At 69.3% G+C, this 20,409-nt stretch carries 10 protein-coding genes, 3 rRNA genes and 1 pseudogene; 1 reads left to right on the top strand and 13 read right to left on the bottom strand.

What is annotated here, in order from left to right; translation table 11 throughout:
* Positions 1 to 100 precede the first annotated feature (100 nt).
* From QQK22_RS03685 to QQK22_RS03675, 3 genes are all read right to left on the bottom strand, one after another.
* Positions 101 to 1,327 (bottom strand): hypothetical protein, encoded by a 1,227-nt coding sequence (locus tag QQK22_RS03685; protein WP_284249511.1) that lies wholly within the window; start codon positions 1,325 to 1,327, stop codon positions 101 to 103.
* Positions 1,267 to 4,581 (bottom strand): type VII secretion EssC family protein, encoded by a 3,315-nt coding sequence (locus tag QQK22_RS03680; protein ID WP_284249509.1) that lies wholly within the window; start codon positions 4,579 to 4,581, stop codon positions 1,267 to 1,269. Before QQK22_RS03680 ends, QQK22_RS03685 begins: the two co-directional genes overlap by 61 nt.
* A 194-nt stretch (positions 4,582 to 4,775) precedes the next feature.
* Positions 4,776 to 5,045, bottom strand: coding sequence for a hypothetical protein (locus QQK22_RS03675; RefSeq protein WP_284249506.1), 270 nt, complete (start codon positions 5,043 to 5,045; stop codon positions 4,776 to 4,778).
* A 1,019-nt stretch (positions 5,046 to 6,064) separates the two neighbouring features.
* Between QQK22_RS03675 and QQK22_RS03670 the strand changes: the two genes are divergently transcribed.
* Entirely contained in the window at positions 6,065 to 6,424 is a 360-nt protein-coding gene (locus QQK22_RS03670; RefSeq protein ID WP_284249504.1) for a hypothetical protein, read from the top strand.
* 475 nt (positions 6,425 to 6,899) lie between these two features.
* Here QQK22_RS03670 and QQK22_RS03665 read toward each other — a convergent pair whose 3' ends face one another.
* The 10 genes and pseudogenes from QQK22_RS03665 to QQK22_RS03620 form a co-directional block, all read right to left on the bottom strand.
* Entirely contained in the window at positions 6,900 to 7,175 is a 276-nt protein-coding gene (locus tag QQK22_RS03665) for a WXG100 family type VII secretion target (RefSeq protein ID WP_284249503.1), read from the bottom strand.
* Positions 7,176 to 7,411: 236 nt separating this feature from the next.
* A complete protein-coding gene (locus QQK22_RS03660; RefSeq protein ID WP_284249500.1) occupies positions 7,412 to 8,269 on the bottom strand; it encodes a hypothetical protein in 858 nt (285 codons plus the stop codon).
* A gap of 716 nt (positions 8,270 to 8,985) precedes the next feature.
* A 5S ribosomal RNA gene (rrf, locus tag QQK22_RS03655) occupies positions 8,986 to 9,103 on the bottom strand.
* A gap of 123 nt (positions 9,104 to 9,226) precedes the next feature.
* A 23S ribosomal RNA gene (locus QQK22_RS03650) occupies positions 9,227 to 12,342 on the bottom strand.
* A 473-nt stretch (positions 12,343 to 12,815) separates the two neighbouring features.
* Positions 12,816 to 14,344, bottom strand: a 16S ribosomal RNA gene (locus QQK22_RS03645).
* The 16S, 23S and 5S rRNA genes sit together here, the layout of an rRNA operon.
* Positions 14,345 to 15,082: 738 nt before the next feature.
* Positions 15,083 to 16,790: pseudogene (gene ilvD, locus QQK22_RS03640) on the bottom strand (dihydroxy-acid dehydratase).
* Positions 16,791 to 16,828: 38 nt separating this feature from the next.
* On the bottom strand, positions 16,829 to 18,688 hold the full coding sequence (ilvD, locus tag QQK22_RS03635; RefSeq protein ID WP_284249499.1) for a dihydroxy-acid dehydratase: 1,860 nt from the start codon (positions 18,686 to 18,688) through the stop codon (positions 16,829 to 16,831).
* A gap of 167 nt (positions 18,689 to 18,855) precedes the next feature.
* Positions 18,856 to 19,290: a DUF1361 domain-containing protein gene (locus QQK22_RS03630; protein WP_284252519.1), complete on the bottom strand. Its 435-nt coding sequence runs from the start codon at positions 19,288 to 19,290 to the stop codon at positions 18,856 to 18,858.
* Positions 19,269 to 19,640 carry a DUF1361 domain-containing protein gene (locus QQK22_RS03625; RefSeq protein ID WP_284249495.1) on the bottom strand — a complete coding sequence of 124 codons (372 nt, stop codon included), beginning with the start codon at positions 19,638 to 19,640 and terminating at the stop codon, positions 19,269 to 19,271. Before QQK22_RS03625 ends, QQK22_RS03630 begins: the two co-directional genes overlap by 22 nt.
* Positions 19,637 to 20,386 carry a metal-dependent transcriptional regulator gene (locus QQK22_RS03620; protein WP_284249492.1) on the bottom strand — a complete coding sequence of 250 codons (750 nt, stop codon included), beginning with the start codon at positions 20,384 to 20,386 and terminating at the stop codon, positions 19,637 to 19,639. The genes QQK22_RS03625 and QQK22_RS03620 overlap by 4 nt, the downstream gene beginning before the upstream one ends.
* Between the last annotated feature and the right edge of the window lie 23 nt (positions 20,387 to 20,409).

Here is a 20,409-nt window from a genome sequence, read left to right as displayed (position 1 = left end):
CACGTTCGCCGTTCGGCCTCCGCCACCTGCGCATGCCGACCCCTTCCGTCGGTCGTGCCGTCATGTCGATCGGGCCCCGTCCGGTGCCCGATAGGGCCGCTCAGCCCCGTCCTGCCGCCGATTGTTCCACGGTGATCGACGCCGCGGTGGTCTGCACGAGGTGGAACTTTCCGCCGGCGACGAGGAGCCCGCGGCCGGGTCCGGTGAGCGCCTCGTGGCTCGCCATCGGCACCTGGGCGCCGAGCAGCGTGCCGTCACCCATCTCCGGGCTCAGCAGCACACCGCGCCGCGAGCGCCGCACCACGGAGACCAGACCGGGGATGTGCTGGCGCGTGCGGGCGTCGTCGGCGTCCGTCGCGACCACGAGCGCGGTACCCAGGCCTGCGGCCCGCGGGGCCCACGCCGCGAGCGCCTCGACGGCGCGTCGCTCGGCGCCCGCGGCCTCCCAGGCACGCTCCCACTCGTGCACGTCGTCCGCGAGGACCAGGCGCCACGGCGCGGAGCCCGACGGCGCCGCGAGGGTGTCGCCGTCGGGCGCGCTCGCCCCGGGTCCCTCGAGCCAGGCGAGCACCTCCTCGGGGCTCGCCAGCACCGTCAGCGGCAGCCCGCCGCCGAGCGTCGACGCCGTCGCGGCAGCCCGCGGCCCCGCGAGGACCACCTCCGCCACGGGCTGCTGAGCCCGGGCCGCGAGCTGCGCGAGCGCGAGCAGGTGGGTGCTGCGCCCCGTCCGGGTGCGTCCGGTGACGAGCACGGGCCCGTCCAGCAGGGCGAGCGTCACCGGGGCGACCATGTCCTCCTCGACGCCAACCGTCACCTCGTCGCGCACCGGCTGCGGTGCCGCCTCCTGCGGCAGCCGGCCGGGCATCGCGGGGACGGTGGTGGCGCCGTCGGGATAGCGACCCGCGACCTGCGCCGCGATCGCGGCGAGCCGCTCGGCCTGGAGCGGGGTGCCGGCGCCGCCGATCGTGGCCACCTGGACCTCGTGCTTCCCCAGCAGTGCACGGCCCGCGGGGCTGTCGGCGTCGAGCACCCCCGCGGGCACGCCGAGCATCATGTAGTCGTCCGGGATCGTCATGCGCATCACGAGGCGCTGCCCGAACGCCGCCGCGACCGGGGCCGGCACGCCGGTGCGCTGCGGCGCCGTCGCGCTCACGTGGACCCCCGCGCGGCGCCCCTCCTGGAGGATCGCCACGAGCATGTCGGCGTGCTGGCGGCGCATCGAGCCGCCGCCCTCGAAGGACTCCAGCAGTGCCGGCAGGTTGTCGATCAGCACGTGCACGCGCGGCACGTCGACCCCCGTGGCCGCGAGCGCCGCGAGGTCGGCCACCCCCGCGATGCCATCGCGGCGTTCCGCTCGGTGACGGTGCGGTGCAGCATCCGCACGAGGCGCTGCATCCGCTCGCGCTGCGCCTCGACGACGACGGCGCCCACGGACGGCAGCAGCCCGAGCACCGCCAGGCCGCCCCCGCCGCAGTCGAGCCCGTAGACGAGCGGAGCCGCGGCGTCGCCACCGGCGGTCACGGCGACGGCGAGCGTGCGCAGCAGCTCGGTCTTGCCGGCGCCGGAGGACCCGAGCACGAGCAGGTGCCCGGACCGGGTGAGGTCGAGCACCCACGGCTCCTGCGTCTGCGCCGCGGGGTCGTCGATCATCCCGAGCACGACCTGGCCCCCGCCCGGCTCGACCGTCCGCGCCTGCGACGCGCCCGCGCCGTCGACCAGCGCGGCCTGCGTCGCGTCGGCGCCGACGAGGAGGCGTCCGGGCCCGGCGACGGCGAGCGGCAGCACGTCGGCCAGCTGGGGCAGCCACGGCCTGCTCGGCGGGGCGACTCCGGTGCGCAGGTGCGCCGTCGTGATGGTCTCGACCAACCGCTCGAGGTCGGTGCGGGGGTGGAGGCGGTCGGCGTCGCCCGCCGCGAGCGCCGCGGCCGCGTCCGCGCCGCCGCGCGCGTCGAAGGGGCGCACCTCGACCGGTGCGGCCGCCTCGCGGCGGATCTCGCGCGCACCGACCCAGGAGACCTGGACGAGCTCGCGCGTGCCGTGGCCGGTCCGGCGCAGCCAGGCCCGGCCGGGGTTGCGGCGCGAGAGCTGTGCGGCGTCGGGGGCGTCGATGACGTCGGTGGAGTCGTCCGGGGAGGCCACGCGCAGCGCGATGCGCAGATCGGTGTTGGCCTTGATCTGGGGCGTGACGACGCCGGCGGGGCGCTGGGTCGCGAGCAGCATGTGCATCCCGAGCGAGCGGCCCCGCTGCGCGATCGAGACCATGCCGTCGACGAAGTCGGGGACCTCGGCCAGCAGCGCCGCGAACTCGTCGACGCAGATCAGCATGCTCGGCGGGGCGGCCTCGGGGTGCTTGCGCTCGAGGTCGGGGAGGTCCTTGGCACCGTAGCGCTCCAGGAGGTGCTCACGCGCGGTCAGCTCGGCGTGCAGCGAGACGAGCGCACGCTGGACGAGGGCCGGGGTCAGGTCGGTGATGTAGCCGACGGTGTGCGGGAGCTGCGCGCACTCGCGGAACGCCGCGCCGCCCTTGTAGTCCACGAGCAGGAAGGTGATTCGGCTCGGCGGGTTGTTGACGGCCAGCGAGGAGATGAGGGACTGCAGCAGCTCGCTCTTGCCCGCGCCGGTGGTGCCGGCCACGAGACCGTGCGGGCCGTCCTCGCGCAGGTCGATCGTCACGGCGCCGTCGGTGCCGGCGCCCAGCTGGGCGCGCAGCCCGCGGCTGGTGGACCAGCGCTCGAGCACCTGCTCGACGTCGTCGCTCCCGCAGCCCGTGAGGTCCGGCAGGCGGACCATGGCCGGGAGCAGCGCCTCGGCCGCGCCGACGGCGGCCTCGTCGCGGTAGCCGGCGAGCGAGCGGGCCGTGTGCCACGTGGTGGCGAGGTCGAGCCGCTCGGGCGCGTCGATGCGCTCGACACCGCCGCGGCGGGCGTGCTCGAGCGAGCCGACCCGCAGGTCCACCAGCCGCGCGGTGGCCGCCGGGACCTCTTCCGTCCGCTCGCCGAGCCACAGCAGGTGCAGGCCGGGGCCGCCCTCCTGCGCCGCGCGGGCGGCGTGCTGCGCGACGGCCTCGACGTGGCGGCGCGTCAGACCCGCACCCGCGTCCACGAGGCAGAGCGTGTGGCCGGTGCCGGTCGCCAGGGTGAGCTGCTCGAGCAGCGCCTGCCCCGCGGCAGCGCCGATCGCGACGGGCGCGGGGCCGGCCGAGCTCACGTGCGGCAGCCACCGCAGCCACGTCTCGAGCGCGCCCCGGTCGTGGCCGAGGACGGCGGTGATGGCGAGGTCGGTGGGCGAGTGCGTGACGGCGAGCCGGACGATCGCGGCGCGGACCCAGGCGTCGACGTCGTCGACCGGACCGGTGACCGCGCTGAGCGGGGCGCCGAGGTCGAGCGGCACCGGGAGGTCGGGCAGCGTGCCGCGGGTCGCGAGCGCCCGGGTGGCCTCGGCGCGCAGGCCGCGGTCGCCGCCGCTCGGCTTCTTGGCGGTCACCAGGGCGGGCCGCTCCCCCAGCCCCGAGCGGACGGTGAGGAAGTCGGCGTCGTCCTGCTGCCGCGTCCACAGGCGGTGGTGGCGCGTGCGGGCGCGGACGACGACGGCGTCGAGGTCGGGCTCGTCGTCGAACGCGTTGGCGCGCTGGGTGGCGGCCGAGTCGTCGAGGGTGGCGAGGACCTCGCGCACGTCGCCGCGCCACAGGTCGCGCTCGGCCTCGAACTCCTTGCGGGCCTGCCGGCGCTGCACGAGGTTCGTCATCGCCATCATGAGCGGGAACCCGATCATGAAGATGAGCGACATCGGGCTGCGGCTCATCGCGAGCATGCCCCCGCCGATCAGGACCGGCATCAGCATCATCGGCCACGGGAACGGGGTCTTGCGCACCGACGCCGGCGGGGCCGGCAGGTCGAGCTCCGTCTCGACGACGCCCGTGCCGAACCGCGGCGTCCGCAGCACGCCCTGCTCGCGGTCCGCGGCGCCGTCGCCGGCGCCCGTGACGCCCGACGTCGTGGCGCGGCCGCCGTCGCGCACGTCGCGCAGCGTGAGGCGGGTGCCGCCGAGCTCGATGGTCTCGCCCCACGCCAGCGGCTGCGCCGCCTGGACCTCGCGACCGGCCACGCGCGTCCCGTGCGCGGAGCCGAGGTCGACGACGGACGGGGTCGCCGCGAGCACGAGGCGCGCGTGCGTCCGGCTCACGAGCGGGTCGGTGAGACGGACGTCGACGCCCGCCGCGCGTCCGATCGTCACGACGTCGCCGTGCAGCTCGACCTCGCGGCCCGCCTCGGGGCCGTCGACGACGCGGAGGATCGCGCGGGGGCGCCGGTGCGCCTGCGGACGGGTGAGCCAGTCGCTCGGGACAGAGGCCACGTGCAGCAGGCCGCCGTCGCGCAGCGGCGAGTCGAGCAGCCGCTGCTGCGCGGGCCAGGGCCGCCCGTCGGTGACGGGCGCGAGGAGCACGCGCGACCCGGGGCCGGCGAGGTGGTCACCCAGGCTGGCGGCCAGGTCGGCGACCCGCCCGTGCGGTGCGGCGTCGACCACGACGTCGACGGCCTCCAGCGCGCTCTCGGTGCTCGGCACCACGCTCAGTCGCCACATGCGGCACTCCTTCGGTCCTCGTCCCTGACCACCCCGACGCTAGGGAGGGGCCGCGCGCGCGTCCACGCGGACGGGGGTGGAACCTTCCGGGGCGTCTGCCGGGCGCTTCGGGCGGGACGTGCGACGACGACGACGGTGACCTCCCCGGTCACCGCCGCCGTCGTCGGGCACCCGGGCAGGGCCCGGGCTGGGCGTCAGCTGGAGGCGCGCTCCTGGTCGTCGGCCTGGGCCGCGAGGATCTGCGCGTTCTCCTGCAGCGCCTGGACGACGCTGTTGAGGGCCGGCACGTACTGGCCCTGCCAGTCGCCGCGGAAGCGCTGCGAGTCCGGGCCCTGCCACGGGGTGGCCTCGAGCTGCTGGGTGAGGCGGGCGGTGAGCTGCGTGATCGTGTCGGCGTCGGTCGTCATCACCCGGACGAGATCGCGGGCCGCGTTGATGTCCATGCCGTAGACGGTGGTGCTCATGAGAGTGGTCCTTTCGTCGGTGCCACGAGGGTGGCGGTGAGGTGTGGTCGGCTGCCGGTCGGCGGTCGATCAGGTGGTGCCGGTTCTTCTGATGGTTCGGGTGCTGCTGGGGTGGTGCTGGAGTGGTGCCGGATCGCGTGGGGGTGCCGGTCAGTTCTCGTCGGGTGCGAGCTCCCCCTCGTCGGCCCGGCGGGCGCGGCCGCGCAGCGCCCCGAGGCCGGCGGCCCCGAGCCCGGCGAGGCCCAGCGGTGCGGCCATCGCCGCCGCCGGGAGTCCTCCCCGCTCTCGGCGAGGGAGCCCGTGGAGAGCGTCGCGGTGACGGGCGGGTCGATCGTGGTGCCGAGGGACGACGGCGTCGCGGAGGTCGCCGAGGCGCTGACCGGGGCGGGCGCAGCGTGCGCTGCATCGGCGGCATCGCCCGCGCCGACCGCTGGTGCCGCCCCGGGGGCACCAGCACCGGCCGGCGATCCGCCGCCGGAACCGGTCGAGCCGCCGCCCGTGCCCGCACCCGAGGTACCGCCGGGCGCGGCCGCACCCCCGGAGGATCCTCCCGAGGCTGCCCCGGTCTCACCCGACGTGCTGGCCGGCGCGATCGGGGTCGGCGTGACGGAACCGGACGAACCCGCCGCCCCGCCCAGGTCGAGCCCGCCGCCCGAGCCGGTGCCCGCCGTCGTGCCGGGCAGGCTCGCCCCGCCGGACGAGGAGCCGGGCGCGCAGGCCAGGCCGCCCGAGCCGACGCTGCCGGCACCCGGGGCGATCTGGAACGCCGATCCGACGTCCGCGCCCGAGGCCGGGCCGGAACCGCCGGTGAGACCGGGCAGGCCGACACCCCCACGCTGCCGACGCCGCCGACGGACGTCGACCCGGTGCCGCCGCTGCCGAGGCCGAGCGAGCCCAGGCTGCCGGCGCCGATCGCCGCGCCGCCCGCGCCGAGAGCGGGCAGGCCCGCACCCGAGCCGCCTGCACCCGCGGCGCTCGAGCCGCCGGTCAGCTGCTCGATCCCACCCCGGATCTGATCGATGCCGGCGCCGATCTGGGACACGCCGTCGCCGATGCCGGTGATCCCCTTGCCGATCGCGGAGATCGCGGCGCCCGCCTGCGCGATCGACCCGCCGATGGAGGTGGAGCCGTCGCTCGCCGTCGACGACGTCGCGCCCGCACCACTGACGGACGGCGTCGTCGGGGAGGCGACCCCCGCGCCGCCACCGGCCGAACCTCCGCCCGCGGCGGACCCGGCGCCGATGGCGCCCGGGGTGGAGACGGTCGCCCCGGCCCCCTCGGCGCCGCCGCCCGCCACGGTGATGGTGATGCGGACGTCGGGCGTGGAGAGCTTCGGCGGGTTCGTCGCGGTGCCTGCGGGCAGCTGCACCGGGGTGTAGCCGCCCTTCGGGATGACGACGGTGGGCGAGTCCTCGCTGGTGGACTTCTGGATCTGCGAGACGAGCGACAGCATGCGTGCCGCGTTCTCGAGGTAGCGGCCGGTCGCCTGGACCCACGGGATGACCGTGGCCTCGAGGTAGGCCGCGTACGCCGCGGCCCACCCCGTCCAGGACATCGCCTTGAGCGCGGCGACGACGACCTTGAGGGCGACGACGACCTGCTGCGCGAAGTCGGCCCCCTCCTGGCAGGTGGTGGCGATCTTGTCGAGTGCGCTGACGTCGGCTCCCTGGAAGGACATCTCCCGCCTCCTCTCGTTCGTGTCGTGATGGTTGGTGTGCTGGTGATCGCTGTGCCGGGCGGGCCCGGGTGGTGCTCTCCGCGGCGCCGGCTGGGGAGCCTGCCGCTGGGGTGTGGCGTCGACGCTAGGCCGGCCGGTGCGCCGTCCGCACCCCCGTCGGGGGTGGAACGTTCCGCCTAGCTGCTGGCCTGCTCCTGCATCTCGGCGCGGCGGCGCAGCTCGTGCGCGGACTCTGTCAGCGACTGGGTGACGGCCTGGAGCTCCGGGCGCAGGGCGCCGTTCCAGTCGCCGAGGAAGCGCTTCGCGCCGGCCCCCTCCCAGGTGATGGAGTCGAGCATCGCGGAGATGGAGCCCACGAGGCTGCCGAGGTCCCCGGCGCCCTGCTCCATGCCTCGTGAGGCGTTGCGGGAGTACTCGGGGTCGATCCCGTAGAAGGTGTTCCTGTCGTACATGGCGCTGCCTCTCGACGTCGGTGACTGGTGCTGACGACGCTAGGGACGGGGCGCGCGCGCGACCACCTCGGCGGGGGTGGAAGGTTCCGCCCCGTGGGTGGCTGGGAGGCCGATCCGGGGGCTCGGGGGCGAGGTCAGGGCGTCGTCGCGGAACGTTCGGGCAGCACGACGACGCCCTCCCGTGCGCCGGAGCGCTCGGGAGGGCGTGGGGTGTGGAGTGGGAGGCGGGCGGTGCGTCAGGTGATGGCGGGGTCCTCGGCCGGGCGCAGCCCCGTCCCCCGCGCCTGGGCGCTCAGGACGGCGGCGAGGTCCTTCGCGGTCACGAGCTGCACCTCGGCCGAGCGGCGCCCGACGGCGAAGCGCACGTTCTGCACGCGTCCCTGGCCCTGGGTGAAGGGGTCGTCCGCGATGCCGAACGCCATGCGGGCGACGACGCGGATGGCGTCGTCCACCCGCTGGGCACGCTCGAGGTTCCACGCGTGTCCCCGCCAGGCCAGGATGCGCTCGTAGATTTCGCGGTTGGACGCCGGGCGCGGGTAGTCGTCCTCACCGCTGAGCCACGGCTCCGCCAGGGCGAGGGCCACGTACCACTCGCGGGACCACGGCTCGAGGCGAGGTGCCTCCGTGGTCGGTGCGGACTCCGGATCGGGGAGCGGCACCCACGGGGTCCGGACGTCAGGCGTGCTGACGAGCTCGACGTCGATGGAGACGAGGAGGTCGGTGAACGTACCGTCGGGCTGCTGGCGGCCCTGGAGGAGGAGGAGCTGGTTGTCGCCCTCGTCCAGGAGCGCGACCATCCCGTCCGACAGCGTGACTCGTCGTGCTCCGCCAGGCGCGTCGAAGAGGCTGGAGAGCTGGGCGCCTGTGCTCCCCCGCCAGCGCAGCCGCACGACCTCCTCGCCGACGGCGACCTCGCCCAGGAGCCGCGACACGTGGCCCGCGACACGAGGAAGAGCCAGGGCGGTCGTCCGGAGCTGCTCGGTGGCGTCCCGCTCGGGGAGCGCCTGGTCCGGCGCACGACCGATCAGCAGCGTCTCTCCCGGCCCCAGCACCACCCGGGGTGCACCTGACCCACTCACGGTCACACGCAGCATCGATGCCCTCTCGGTCGGTACCACCCACCCTAGCCAGCAGGCCCCACCCCCGCCCGCCCAACCCTTCGCGAGAGCTTTGTGGACCCTCCGCGAGAGGATTGCCGACCCTCCCCGAGAGGATTGCCGACCCTCCCCGAGAGGATCGCCGACCCTCCCCGAGAGGATCGCGGACACTCGCCGAGAGGATTGCCGACCCTCCCCGAGAGGATTGCCGACCCTCCCCGAGAGGATTGCCGAACCTCGCGGAGAGGATTGGCGACGCGCTCCGGAAGCACTCCCGACGCTCCCCCAGAACACTGCAGATCCTCGCGGAGAGAATTGGCGACGCCTCCGGCGAGGGCGCACGATCAGGTGACCCAAGCGGACCCGATAGAGCAACGCCCGCAGCGATCTCGAGTGCAGATCGGCAATCTTCTCGACAGGTGCCAGCGATCTCCCCGCGGAGGGTCCGGGATACTCTCGCCAAGGGTCCGGGATCCTCTCGGCCAGGGTCCGCGATCCTCTCGGGGAGGGTCGGCAATCCTCTCGGCGAGTGTCCGCGATCCTCTCGGGGAGGGTCGGCAATCCGCTCGGCGAGGGTCCGCGATCCTCTCGCCTGGGGTCGGGGATCGTCTCGGCAAGCGTCGGTGCCCTCTTGGGGTGATCTTGGCGCGCGCTTCTGGGTGTGCGAAAGGCCCCGCACCCGGGTGGGTGTGGGGCCTTTCGGCTTAATGGGTGTTCGGCGGTGTCCTACTCTCCCACCCCGTCTCCAGGGCAGTACCATCGGCGCTGAGGGGCTTAGCTTCCGGGTTCGGAATGGTGCCGGGCGTTTCCCGCCTCGCTATGGCCGCCGTAACTCTATCGAACTGTCAACACTCACTGCCTCGCCCCGGGCCCTTGCGGGTGGGGTGGTGGTGCGTTGGTGGTTCGGGAACCGCACAGTGGACGCGTCGCAACATGTATTGAGTCTTTGTTGTTGTGGTGAAGTGGTCGGCTTATTAGTACCGGTCAGCTCCACGGGTCTTTAGTCCCCGCTTCCACTTCCGGCCTATCACCCAGTGGTCTACTGGGAGCCTCTCCACCCTCAAAGGGGTGATGGAAACCTCATCTTGAAGCAGGCTTCCCGCTTAGATGCTTTCAGCGGTTATCCCTTCCCAACGTAGCTAACCAGCAGTGCTCCTGGCGGAACAACTGGCACACCAGAGGTTAGTCCGTCCCGGTCCTCTCGTACTAAGGACAGCCCTTCTCAAGTTTCCTGCGCGCGCAGCGGATAGGGACCGAACTGTCTCACGACGTTCTAAACCCAGCTCGCGTGCCGCTTTAATGGGCGAACAGCCCAACCCTTGGGACCGACTCCAGCCCCAGGATGCGACGAGCCGACATCGAGGTGCCAAACCATGCCGTCGATATGGACTCTTGGGCAAGATCAGCCTGTTATCCCCGGGGTACCTTTTATCCGATGAGCGACGGCGCTTCCACAAGCCACCGCCGGATCACTAGTCCCGACTTTCGTCCCTGTTCGACCTGTCAGTCTCACAGTCAAGCTCCCTTGTGCACTTACACTCGACACCTGATTGCCAACCAGGCTGAGGGAACCTTTGGGCGCCTCCGTTACATTTTGGGAGGCAACCGCCCCAGTTAAACTACCCACCAGGCACTGTCCCTGGTCCGGATCACGGACCGAAGTTAGATGTCCAAAGCGACCAGAGTGGTATTTCAAGGACGACTCCACCCCTACTGGCGTAAAGGTTTCACAGTCTCCCACCTATCCTACACAAGCCGCTCCGAACACCAATACCAAGCTATAGTAAAGGTCCCGGGGTCTTTCCGTCCTGCTGCGCGTAACGAGCATCTTTACTCGTAGTGCAATTTCGCCGAGTTCGCGGTTGAGACAGCGGAGAAGTCGTTACGCCATTCGTGCAGGTCGGAACTTACCCGACAAGGAATTTCGCTACCTTAGGATGGTTATAGTTACCACCGCCGTTTACTGGGGCTTAAATTCTCAGCTTCGACCCGAGGGTCTAACCGGTCCTCTTAACCTTCCAGCACCGGGCAGGCGTCAGTCCGTATACATCGTCTTGCGACTTCGCACGGACCTGTGTTTTTAGTAAACAGTCGCTTCTCCCTGGTCTCTGCGGCCCTTGCACGCTCACCCACGCAAGGCGGGGTCACGCTCCGGGCCCCCTTCTCCCGAAGTTACGGGGGCATTTTGCCGAGTTCCTTAACCACGATTGTCTCGATCGCCTTAGTATTCTCTACCTGACCACCTGAGTCGGTTTGGGGTACGGGCGGCTAGTCCCTCGCGTCGAGGCTTTTCTTGGCACCATAGGATCACCATATTCCCGCGTTCGCGGTCACCATCACCTCTCGGAACGCTTGCACGACGGATTTGCCTATCGTGCGTCCTACAGGCTTGGAAGGAGTCAACCATCGCTCCAACTGGCTACCTTCATGCGTCACCCCTGTTAACACGCTTACCTACTACCGGTTCAGGTCCCGCGCGCCCCACCCCGGTGCGACCCGAAGGTCACGGTGGGATGGTTTGGGCGGTTAGTATCACCGGGCTCGGTATGGGCGGTACTTCGCCGGTACGGGAATATCAACCCGTTGTCCATCGACTACGCCTGTCGGCCTCGCCTTAGGTCCCGACTTACCCAGGGCGGATTAACCTGGCCCTGGAACCCTTGGTCATTCGGCGGACGGGTTTCTCACCCGTCTTTCGCTACTCATGCCTGCATTCTCACTCGTGTAGGCTCCACCACTGGATCACTCCGCAGCTTCACTGCCCACACGACGCTCCCCTACCCATCCACACGACTGAACCACGAAGGCTTATCATTTGTGTGAATGCCACAGCTTCGGCGGTGTGCTTGAGCCCCGCTACATTGTCGGCGCGGAATCACTTGACCAGTGAGCTATTACGCACTCTTTCAAGGGTGGCTGCTTCTAAGCCAACCTCCTGGTTGTCTGGGCAACTCCACATCCTTTCCCACTTAGCACACGCTTAGGGGCCTTAGCTGGTGATCTGGGCTGTTTCCCTCTCGACTATGAAGCTTATCCCCCACAGTCTCACTGCTGCGCTCTGGCTTACCGGCATTCGGAGTTTGGCTGACGTCAGTAACCTGGTAGGGCCCATCGGCCATCCAGTAGCTCTACCTCCGGCAAGGAACACGCAACGCTGCACCTATATGCATTTCGGGGAGAACCAGCTATCACGAAGTTTGATTGGCCTTTCACCCCTACCCACAGGTCATCCCCCAGGTTTTCAACCCTGGTGGGTTCGGTCCTCCACACGCTCTTACACGCGCTTCAACCTGCCCATGGGTAGATCACTTCGCTTCGGGTCTAGAGCACGCGACTGTATCGCCCTATTCGGACTCGCTTTCGCTACGGCTTCCCCACACGGGTTAACCTCGCCACGTACCACTAACTCGCAGGCTCATTCTTCAAAAGGCACGCCGTCACCCCAACAATGGAGGCTCCGACGGATTGTAAGCAAACGGTTTCAGGTACTATTTCACTCCCCTCCCGGGGTACTTTTCACCTTTCCCTCACGGTACTTGTCCGCTATCGGTCATCAGGTAGTATTTAGGCTTAGCAAGTGGTCTTGCCAGATTCACACGGGATTTCACGGGCCCCGTGCTACTCGGGAGATTCGAACAGGAGACCATGCCATTTCGTCTACGGGGGTCGCACCCTGTATCCCCACCCGTTCAAGAGTGTTCGACTATGACACGATTTTCTTACTCCATCGCACTTGCGGCAGCAGTGCCAGTCGATTCCCACAACCCCGCATACGCAACCCCTGCCGGGTATCACACGCACACGGTTTAGCCTGATCCGCTTTCGCTCGCCACTACTCACGGAATATCTCTTCCTGCCGGTACTGAGATGTTTCACTTCCCGGCGTTCCCTCCACACACCCTATATATTCAGGTGCAGGTCACACGACATGACTCGTGCGGGGTTTCCCCATTCGGACATCCTCGGATCACAGCTCGTTTGCCAACTCCCCGAGGCTTATCGCAGGCCACAACGTCCTTCTTCGGCTCCTGATGCCAAGGCATCCACCGTTTGCTCTTAAACACTTGACCACAAAAGATCAAAGATGCTCGCGTCCACTGTGCAGTTCTCAAACAACCAACCCCACCCACCCCCACAGCATCCACCCAAGAGCGGACACGCGAAGGAAGAGGCAACCAGAGGAACAACCACCACCACCCACCCCCGGCCAGGAGCGCCGAAGCTCTCCCAGCACCAGGACGGGCAACCAGCGTGTTGCCTCAGGACCCAACAGTGTGCCCCCCGAACCCACACCCGGGCCCGCAGCCCCCCATATGACGGGAACCACGAACCTCAAGGTACGAGACGGAGGAATGAACCTGACGTTCCACCCACAGAGCACATCAGCACCCCCACCACCCCAGGCGGGCAGTGTTCGGCTGCCGGCACCCCGCCCCACACACCCCACAGCTCAACCCACCCCCAGCAGCAGGGCCAGGCAGCGGGCGAGCACGAAGGGCACCGCGTGAGGACACGAGGCGGCCGGTGACATGTAACTCCTTAGAAAGGAGGTGATCCAGCCGCACCTTCCGGTACGGCTACCTTGTTACGACTTAGTCCTAATCGCCAATCCCACCTTCGACAGCTCCCCCTACAGGAGGTTGGGCCACTGGCTTCGGGTGTTACCGACTTTCATGACTTGACGGGCGGTGTGTACAAGGCCCGAGAACGTATTCACCGCAGCATTGCTGATCTGCGATTACTAGCGACTCCGACTTCATGGGGTCGAGTTGCAGACCCCAATCCGAACTGAGACCGGCTTTCTGGGATTCGCTCCACCTCACAGTATCGCAACCCTTTGTACCGGCCATTGTAGCATGCGTGAAGCCCAAGACATAAGGGGCATGATGATTTGACGTCATCCCCACCTTCCTCCGAGTTGACCCCGGCAGTCTCCTATGAGTCCCCACCATCACGTGCTGGCAACATAGGACGAGGGTTGCGCTCGTTGCGGGACTTAACCCAACATCTCACGACACGAGCTGACGACAACCATGCACCACCTGTGCACGAGTGTCCAAAGAGACCACCATCTCTGGCGGCTTCCCGTGCATGTCAAGCCTTGGTAAGGTTCTTCGCGTTGCATCGAATTAATCCGCATGCTCCGCCGCTTGTGCGGGCCCCCGTCAATTCCTTTGAGTTTTAGCCTTGCGGCCGTACTCCCCAGGCGGGGCACTTAATGCGTTAGCTACGGCGCGGAATCCGTGGAAACAGACCCCACACCTAGTGCCCAACGTTTACGGCATGGACTACCAGGGTATCTAATCCTGTTCGCTCCCCATGCTTTCGCTCCTCAGCGTCAGTAACGGCCCAGAGACCTGCCTTCGCCATCGGTGTTCCTCCTGATATCTGCGCATTCCACCGCTACACCAGGAATTCCAGTCTCCCCTACCGCACTCTAGTCTGCCCGTACCCACTGCACGCCCCAGGTTGAGCCTGAGGATTTCACAGCAGACGCGACAAACCGCCTACGAGCTCTTTACGCCCAATAATTCCGGACAACGCTTGCGCCCTACGTATTACCGCGGCTGCTGGCACGTAGTTAGCCGGCGCTTCTTCTGCAGGTACCGTCACCCCGAAAGGCTTCTTCCCTACTGAAAGAGGTTTACAACCCGAAGGCCGTCATCCCTCACGCGGCGTCGCTGCATCAGGCTTCCGCCCATTGTGCAATATTCCCCACTGCTGCCTCCCGTAGGAGTCTGGGCCGTGTCTCAGTCCCAGTGTGGCCGGTCACCCTCTCAGGCCGGCTACCCGTCAAAGCCTTGGTAGGCCATCACCCCACCAACAAGCTGATAGGCCGCGAGCCCATCCCCAACCAGAAACCCTTTCCACACCCATCCCATGCAGGAGAATGTCGTATCCAGTATTAGACCCAGTTTCCCAGGCTTATCCCAGAGTCAGGGGCAGGTTACTCACGTGTTACTCACCCGTTCGCCACTAATCCAGGATGCAAGCACCCCTTCATCGTTCGACTTGCATGTGTAAAGCACGCCGCCAGCGTTCGTCCTGAGCCAGGATCAAACTCTCCGTCAAAAACAAACCCCAACCCCAAAAAGGAGCGGGAATCCATACAACGGGAATGACCCCAACAAAACCCCCACACCAACCACACCCCCAACCCAAAAGTCGAAGGCGCAACCAGCACGAGAGCCAAAAACTATCAACATCAACCACACACCCACAGGCATGCGATCAACACATGGCATCAAGTTCACAAACACACTGTTGAGTTCTCAAACAACACACCACACCAGCCAGACCAACCCGAACCGGGCCAGCCCCACCGGGGCAACCTCTCCAACCTACACCCCCCACAGCACACCGTCAAACCGAAGCCCGACCAGCAAACCAAGAAGGATGACCCCACAGCAGTGGCCCCACAACCCACCCAGTGGATCGCGACTCTTCGCCGGGGATTCACGGTCAGCCCGGCCCTCTCGGTCCGGCTCGCTTCCCCGTGTGACAAGAACATTACGTGAGCGTGTGCGTGCTGGCAAAACGTTGCGATCCTGCGGATCCCTCTCGAGCTCCGTCTCTCGCATCAGTCACGACGACCGCCGTTCAGGCGCGAAATTCCGCCGTTCTCGCCCCCTCCCAGCGGCGGACGGTCCTCGCAGCGCGACAGCAACGGCCGCGAGTAACCTTCGTGTGGCCTGCGTCACCGGCACCGTTCGCGAACGCCGCTCCTCTGCGGCCGCGTCCAGACCGAGCCCCTTCGAGAACGGCTGCGGGCGCCGGCGCCGTGGGCACCGGCGCCCGCAGGATCGCCGTCTACTCGAGGATCGCGCCGCGCGACGCGGACTGCACGAGCTTTGCGTACTTCGCCAGCACGCCCCGGGAGTACTTGGGCGCCAGCGGCTCCCACCCGGACCGCCGCGCCTCGAGCTCCTCGTCCGGCACCAGGACGTCGAGGGTCTTGTTCGCAACGTCGAGCCGGATCGGGTCGCCGTCGCGCACGAAGGCGATGGGCCCGCCATCGACCGCCTCGGGCGCCACGTGCCCGACGCACAGGCCCGTCGTCCCCCGGAGAAGCGACCGTCGGTCAGCAGCAGCACCGTCTTGCCCAGCCCCGCACCCTTGATCGCCCCCGTGATCGCGAGCATCTCGCGCATCCCGGGCCCGCCCTTCGGGCCTTCGTAGCGGATGACCACCACGTCGCCGTCGGTGATCGTCCCGTCCTCGAGCGCATCGAGGGCCGCACGCTCGCGCTCGAACACCCGGGCCGTCCCGGTGAACACGTCCTCGTCGAACCCCGCCGACTTCACCACGGCGCCCTCGGGGGCCAGCGACCCGTGCAGGATCGTGATGCCGCCGGTGTGGTGGATGGGGTTGTCGAGCGCGCGGAGGATCTTGCCGTCGGGGTCCGGCGGGTCGATGTCGGCCAGGTTCTCGGCCACGGTCCGGCCCGTCACCGTCAGGGCGTCACCGTGCAGCAGCCCGGCGTCGAGCAGCGCCTTCATCACCACCGGCACGCCACCGATCCGGTCGACGTCGTTCATCACGTACCGCCCGAACGGCTTGAGGTCACCCAGGTGCGGCACCCGGGAGGCGACGCGGTCGAAGTCCGCGAGCGTCAGCTCGACCTCGGCCTCGTGCGCGATCGCGAGCAGGTGCAGCACCGCGTTCGTCGAGCCGCCGAACGCCATCACGACGGCGATCGCGTTCTCGAACGCCTCCTTCGTCATGATCTGACGCGCGGTGATCCCGCGCCGCAGCAGCTCCACCACCGCCTCGCCCGACTTGCGCGCAAACATGTCACGGCGGCGGTCGGCCGACGGCGGAGCGGCCGACCCCGGCAGGGACATCCCCATCGCCTCGGCCACCGAGGCCATCGTGTTCGCGGTGTACATCCCGCCGCAGGCACCCTCGCCCGGGCAGATCGCCCGCTCGATGCGGTCGAGGTCCCCCTTGCTCATCAGCCCTCGCTGACACGCCCCGACCGCCTCGAACGCGTCGATGAGCGTCACGTCCTTCTCGGTGCCGTCCTCGAGCTTCACCCAGCCCGGCATGATCGAGCCGGCGTAGAGGAACACCGAGGACAGTTCGAGCCGCGCGGCGGCCATCAGCATGCCCGGCAGCGACTTGTCGCAGCCCGCGAGCAGCACCGAGCCGTCGAGCCGCTCCGCCGAGATGACGGTCTCCACCGAGTCCGCGATCACATCGCGCGAGACGAGCGAGAAGTGCATCCCCTCGTGACCCATCGAGATGCCGTCGGACACCGAGATGGTGCCGAACTCGAGCGGGTAGCCGCCCCCGGCGTGCACCCCTCCTTGACCGCCTTCGCGAGCCGGTCCAGGGAGAGGTTGCACGGCGTGATCTCGTTCCAGGAGCTGGCGACGCCGATCTGGGGCTTGACCCAGTCGTCGTCGCCCATCCCGACGGCGCGGAGCATGCCGCGCGACGCCGTCGCCTCGATCCCGTCCGTCACCTGCCGCGACCGCGGCTTGATGTCGACGCCTGCGTTCACCGTCTCGCTCATGCCTCCACCTTAGGAACCTTCGGGCGGGTTGAGCTCGATCAGCGCCGGATGAGCGACACGTCGCGCACGGCGCCGCGGTCGGCCGACGTCGCCATCGCCGCGTAGGCCTGCAGCGCGGGCGAGACGTAGCGGTCGCGGTCCACGGGCTGCCACGGGTGCTCCGACGCCTCCATCTTCGCGCGGCGCTCGGCGATCACGGCGTCGGGCACGTTGAGCCGGATCAGACGCGTGTTGACGTCGATCTCGATCTCGTCGCCGTCCTCGATGAGCGCGATGGTGCCGCCCGCGGCCGCCTCGGGCGAGATGTGCCCGATCGAGATGCCGCTGGAACCGCCCGAGAACCGCCCGTCCGTGATGAGCGCGCAGACCTTGCCGAGCCCGCGACCCTTGATGAACGACGTCGGGTACAGCATCTCCTGCATCCCCGGACCGCCCGAGGGGCCCTCGTAGCGCACGACGACGACGTGCCCCGGCTCGACCTGCTTCGTCAGGATCTTCTCCACGGCCTCGTCCTGCGACTCGCACACGAGCGCGCGGCCGACGAAGTGGAACACGTCCGGGTCGACGCCGGCGGTCTTGAACACCGCGCCGTCCTCCGCCAGGTTCCCGCGCAGCACGGCGAGGCCGCCCTCCACGGTGTAGGCGTGCGCGAGGTCCCTGATGCACCCGTCGGCGGCGTCGACGTCGAGCGACTCCCACCGGTTCGAGGTCGAGAACGCGTGCGTCGTGCGCACCCCGCCCGGCGCGGCGTGGAAGAGCTCGACGGCGCGCTCGTTCGCGCTCCCACCCCGCACGTCCCACTCGTCGAGCCACGCCCGCAGGGTGGGCGTGTGGACGGAGGTGACGTCGTGGTCGAGCAGCCCGGCGCGGTCGAGCTCGCCCAGCAGCGCGGGGATGCCACCGGCGCGGTGCACGTCCTCCATGTGGAAGCGCGGGTGGTTGGGGGCGACCTTGGACAGGCACGGCACGGCGCGCGAGATGCGCTCGATGTCGGTGAGGTCGAAGTCGACCTCACCCTCCTGGGCCGCGGCGAGCACGTGCAGCACCGTGTTGGTCGAGCCGCCCATGGCGACGTCGAGCGCCATCGCGTTCGCGAACGCCGCCTTTGTCGCGATGCCGCGGGGCGCGGCGGAGTCGTCCTCGTCGTCGTAGTAGCGGCGCGCGAGGTCGACGATCGTGCGGCCGGCCTCGAGGAACAGCTCCTTGCGCGCGGCGTGCGTCGCGAGCGTCGAACCGTTGCCGGGCAGGGACAGCCCCAGCGCCTCGGTCAGGCAGTTCATCGAGTTGGCCGTGAACATGCCCGAGCACGAGCCGCAGGTGGGGCACGCGTTCTCCTCGACCTGGGCGAGCGCGGCGTCGTCCACGGCGTCGTCGGCCGCGTAGTTGATCGCGTTGACGAGGTTGAGGGGCGTCTTCGCCACGCCGTCGGCGATCACCGCCTTGCCGGCCTCCATCGGCCCGCCCGAGACGAAGATGACCGGGATGTTGAGGCGCATCGCGGCGTTCAGCATGCCGGGCGTGATCTTGTCGCAGTTGGAGATGCAGACGATCGCGTCGGCGCAGTGCGCGTTGACCATGTACTCGACCGAGTCGGCGATGAGGTCGCGGCTGGGCAGCGAGTAGAGCATGCCGCCGTGACCCATCGCGATGCCGTCGTCGACGGCGATGGTGTTGAACTCCTTGGCCACGCCCCCGGCCTCGCGGATCGCGCCGGCGACGAGGTCGCCCATGTCCTTCAGGTGGACGTGGCCCGGCACGAACTGCGTGTAGGAGTTCGCGATCGCGATGATCGGTTTGCCGAAGTCGTCCGATCCCATCCCCGTGGCGCGCCAGAGGGCGCGCGCGCCCGCCATGTTGCGGCCGTGGGTGGAGGTGCGCGAGCGCAGGGGACGGGACATGCGGTGCTCCTCAGGCAGCTCCGACTGGCCGGGATCGGCGGGGCGACGCCGCTGCCGCGCGTCGGACCGCCGTCCAACCTACGCCTGCGTAGGTGGCGCGCCCGACGGCGTCCGCCACGTGGTCCGCCAGGCGGCGGACCGCGCCGCTCATGCGCGAGGGACGCGACTCACCCGACGTCGACGACCTGCCCGGCGGCGACCTCCTGGCTCATCCTGATCTCCGACAGCACCAGCATCGAGACCGGGGCGTAGACCGCGGTGTACAGCAGCGCGAGCAGGACGAAGTGGCTCAGCGTGAACCCGATCAGCTCGCGGACCTTCCCCCGCTGGGCCAGGTGTCGCACCAGCTTCACGGCGAGCCGCCACGGCAGGATCAGGTCCCAGCTGTTCAGGCGGATCATCCGCCCCATCCACACCCCGACGCACGCGAGAAGCAGCGCCGCCGCCGCGACGCCCCACGTCCAGGCGGGCGGCACGACCGGGATCCCGTCGCGCAGGTCGAAACCGAACATCAGGAACGTCTGCACGAGCGCGAGCGACACGATCGCGTTGAGGATGCCCGACATCGTCAGGGTCAGCGTCATGACGATGTCGAACCACATCGGCACGCCGTCCCCTCCTTGCGGTGGGAGAAGTTCAGCTCGGTGATCAGGTAGGCCGAGTTGGGGAAGAACGCCAGGAACATCGCTGCGGCGAGGGCGAACGACGTCGGTCCGATCCACCCGAACCTCGGGTCGCCGAAGAAGGACGCCTGGGCCACGAGCACCACCACGAACCCGGCCACCGCCAGCACGATGGGCACGATCGAGAGCACGATGTTCAGCAGCATCGGCCGGTAGAGCGGGGTGCGGTAGCGCACGGCGCGCAGCACGATCATCGCGGCCGCGTAGAGGTTGACCCCCAGCACGCACAGGGCGCCGATCGCGATGGCGGGCAGGGTGGCCACGATCATCCGGGGACCACCCACACGTGCGCGAGCGCCGGCTGACCGAACGGGACGGGCGCGGCATGCGACGGCGCGGTCCCGCCGTCGCCCTCGCCCTCGCCGCCGTCGTCGTGCGCGCGCGCCGCGACGAACGTGACGGCCGAGGCGCCGTCGCGGTCCGTGACGACCACGTGCTCGCCCGGCACGAGGCGCACCTGCGCGAGGCGCTGCAGGAGCTCGGGATCGGCGTCGGACACGCGGGTGACGACGCCGCACTCCCCCGTGCCGAGATCGCTCAGGTGGCGCGCGGCCGGGATCGAGATGTCACCCTCCGCGCTCGGGATCGGGTCGCCGTGCGGGTCGTGGCTCGGGTGGCCCAGGTGGGCGTCGATCCGCCGCTCGAGCTCGTCGGAGATGGCGTGCTCGAGCACCTCGGCCTCGTCGTGCACCTCGTCCCACGAGTACCCGAAGGTCTGCACGAGCAGGGTCTCCACGAGGCGGTGCCGGCGCACCACCGCGAGGGCGGCGTGCCGTCCCTGGGGCGTCAGCGCGATCTGCCCGTAGCGCGCGTGGTCGATGAGGCCCGCGTCCGCGAGCCGCCGCACCCCCTCCGACACCGTCCCGGCCGTGAGCCCGAGGCGCGCGGCCAGCTCCTTCACGCTGAGGGGGCGGCTCGACCACTCCTGCGCGTTCCACACCGCCTTGAGGTAGTCCTGGGCGACGGCGCTGAGGTCCCCCAGCCGTGACGGCGGGGACGGCTGCGGCGTGGTCATGGTCTCGAGGGTAGGGTGCGACC

The sequence above is a fragment of the Litorihabitans aurantiacus genome (assembly GCF_030161595.1).
GTDB lineage: Bacteria > Actinomycetota > Actinomycetes > Actinomycetales > Beutenbergiaceae > Litorihabitans > Litorihabitans aurantiacus.
This window is presented reverse-complemented; position numbering and strand designations above follow the sequence as displayed.

Coding starts and splice junctions, on each gene's coding strand:
- QQK22_RS03620 (WP_284249492.1), bottom strand. CDS start 20,386: ATGACCACGCCGCAGCCGTCCCCGCCGTCACGGCTGGGGGACCTCAGC.
- QQK22_RS03665 (WP_284249503.1), bottom strand. CDS start 7,175: ATGTACGACAGGAACACCTTCTACGGGATCGACCCCGAGTACTCCCGC.
- QQK22_RS03680 (WP_284249509.1), bottom strand. CDS start 4,581: ATGTGGCGACTGAGCGTGGTGCCGAGCACCGAGAGCGCGCTGGAGGCC.
- QQK22_RS03675 (WP_284249506.1), bottom strand. CDS start 5,045: ATGAGCACCACCGTCTACGGCATGGACATCAACGCGGCCCGCGATCTC.
- QQK22_RS03660 (WP_284249500.1), bottom strand. CDS start 8,269: ATGCTGCGTGTGACCGTGAGTGGGTCAGGTGCACCCCGGGTGGTGCTG.
- ilvD (WP_284249499.1), bottom strand. CDS start 18,688: ATGTCCCGTCCCCTGCGCTCGCGCACCTCCACCCACGGCCGCAACATG.
- QQK22_RS03630 (WP_284252519.1), bottom strand. CDS start 19,290: ATGTGGTTCGACATCGTCATGACGCTGACCCTGACGATGTCGGGCATC.
- QQK22_RS03670 (WP_284249504.1), top strand. CDS start 6,065: ATGCCGGCGCCGATCTGGGACACGCCGTCGCCGATGCCGGTGATCCCC.
- QQK22_RS03625 (WP_284249495.1), bottom strand. CDS start 19,640: ATGATCGTGGCCACCCTGCCCGCCATCGCGATCGGCGCCCTGTGCGTG.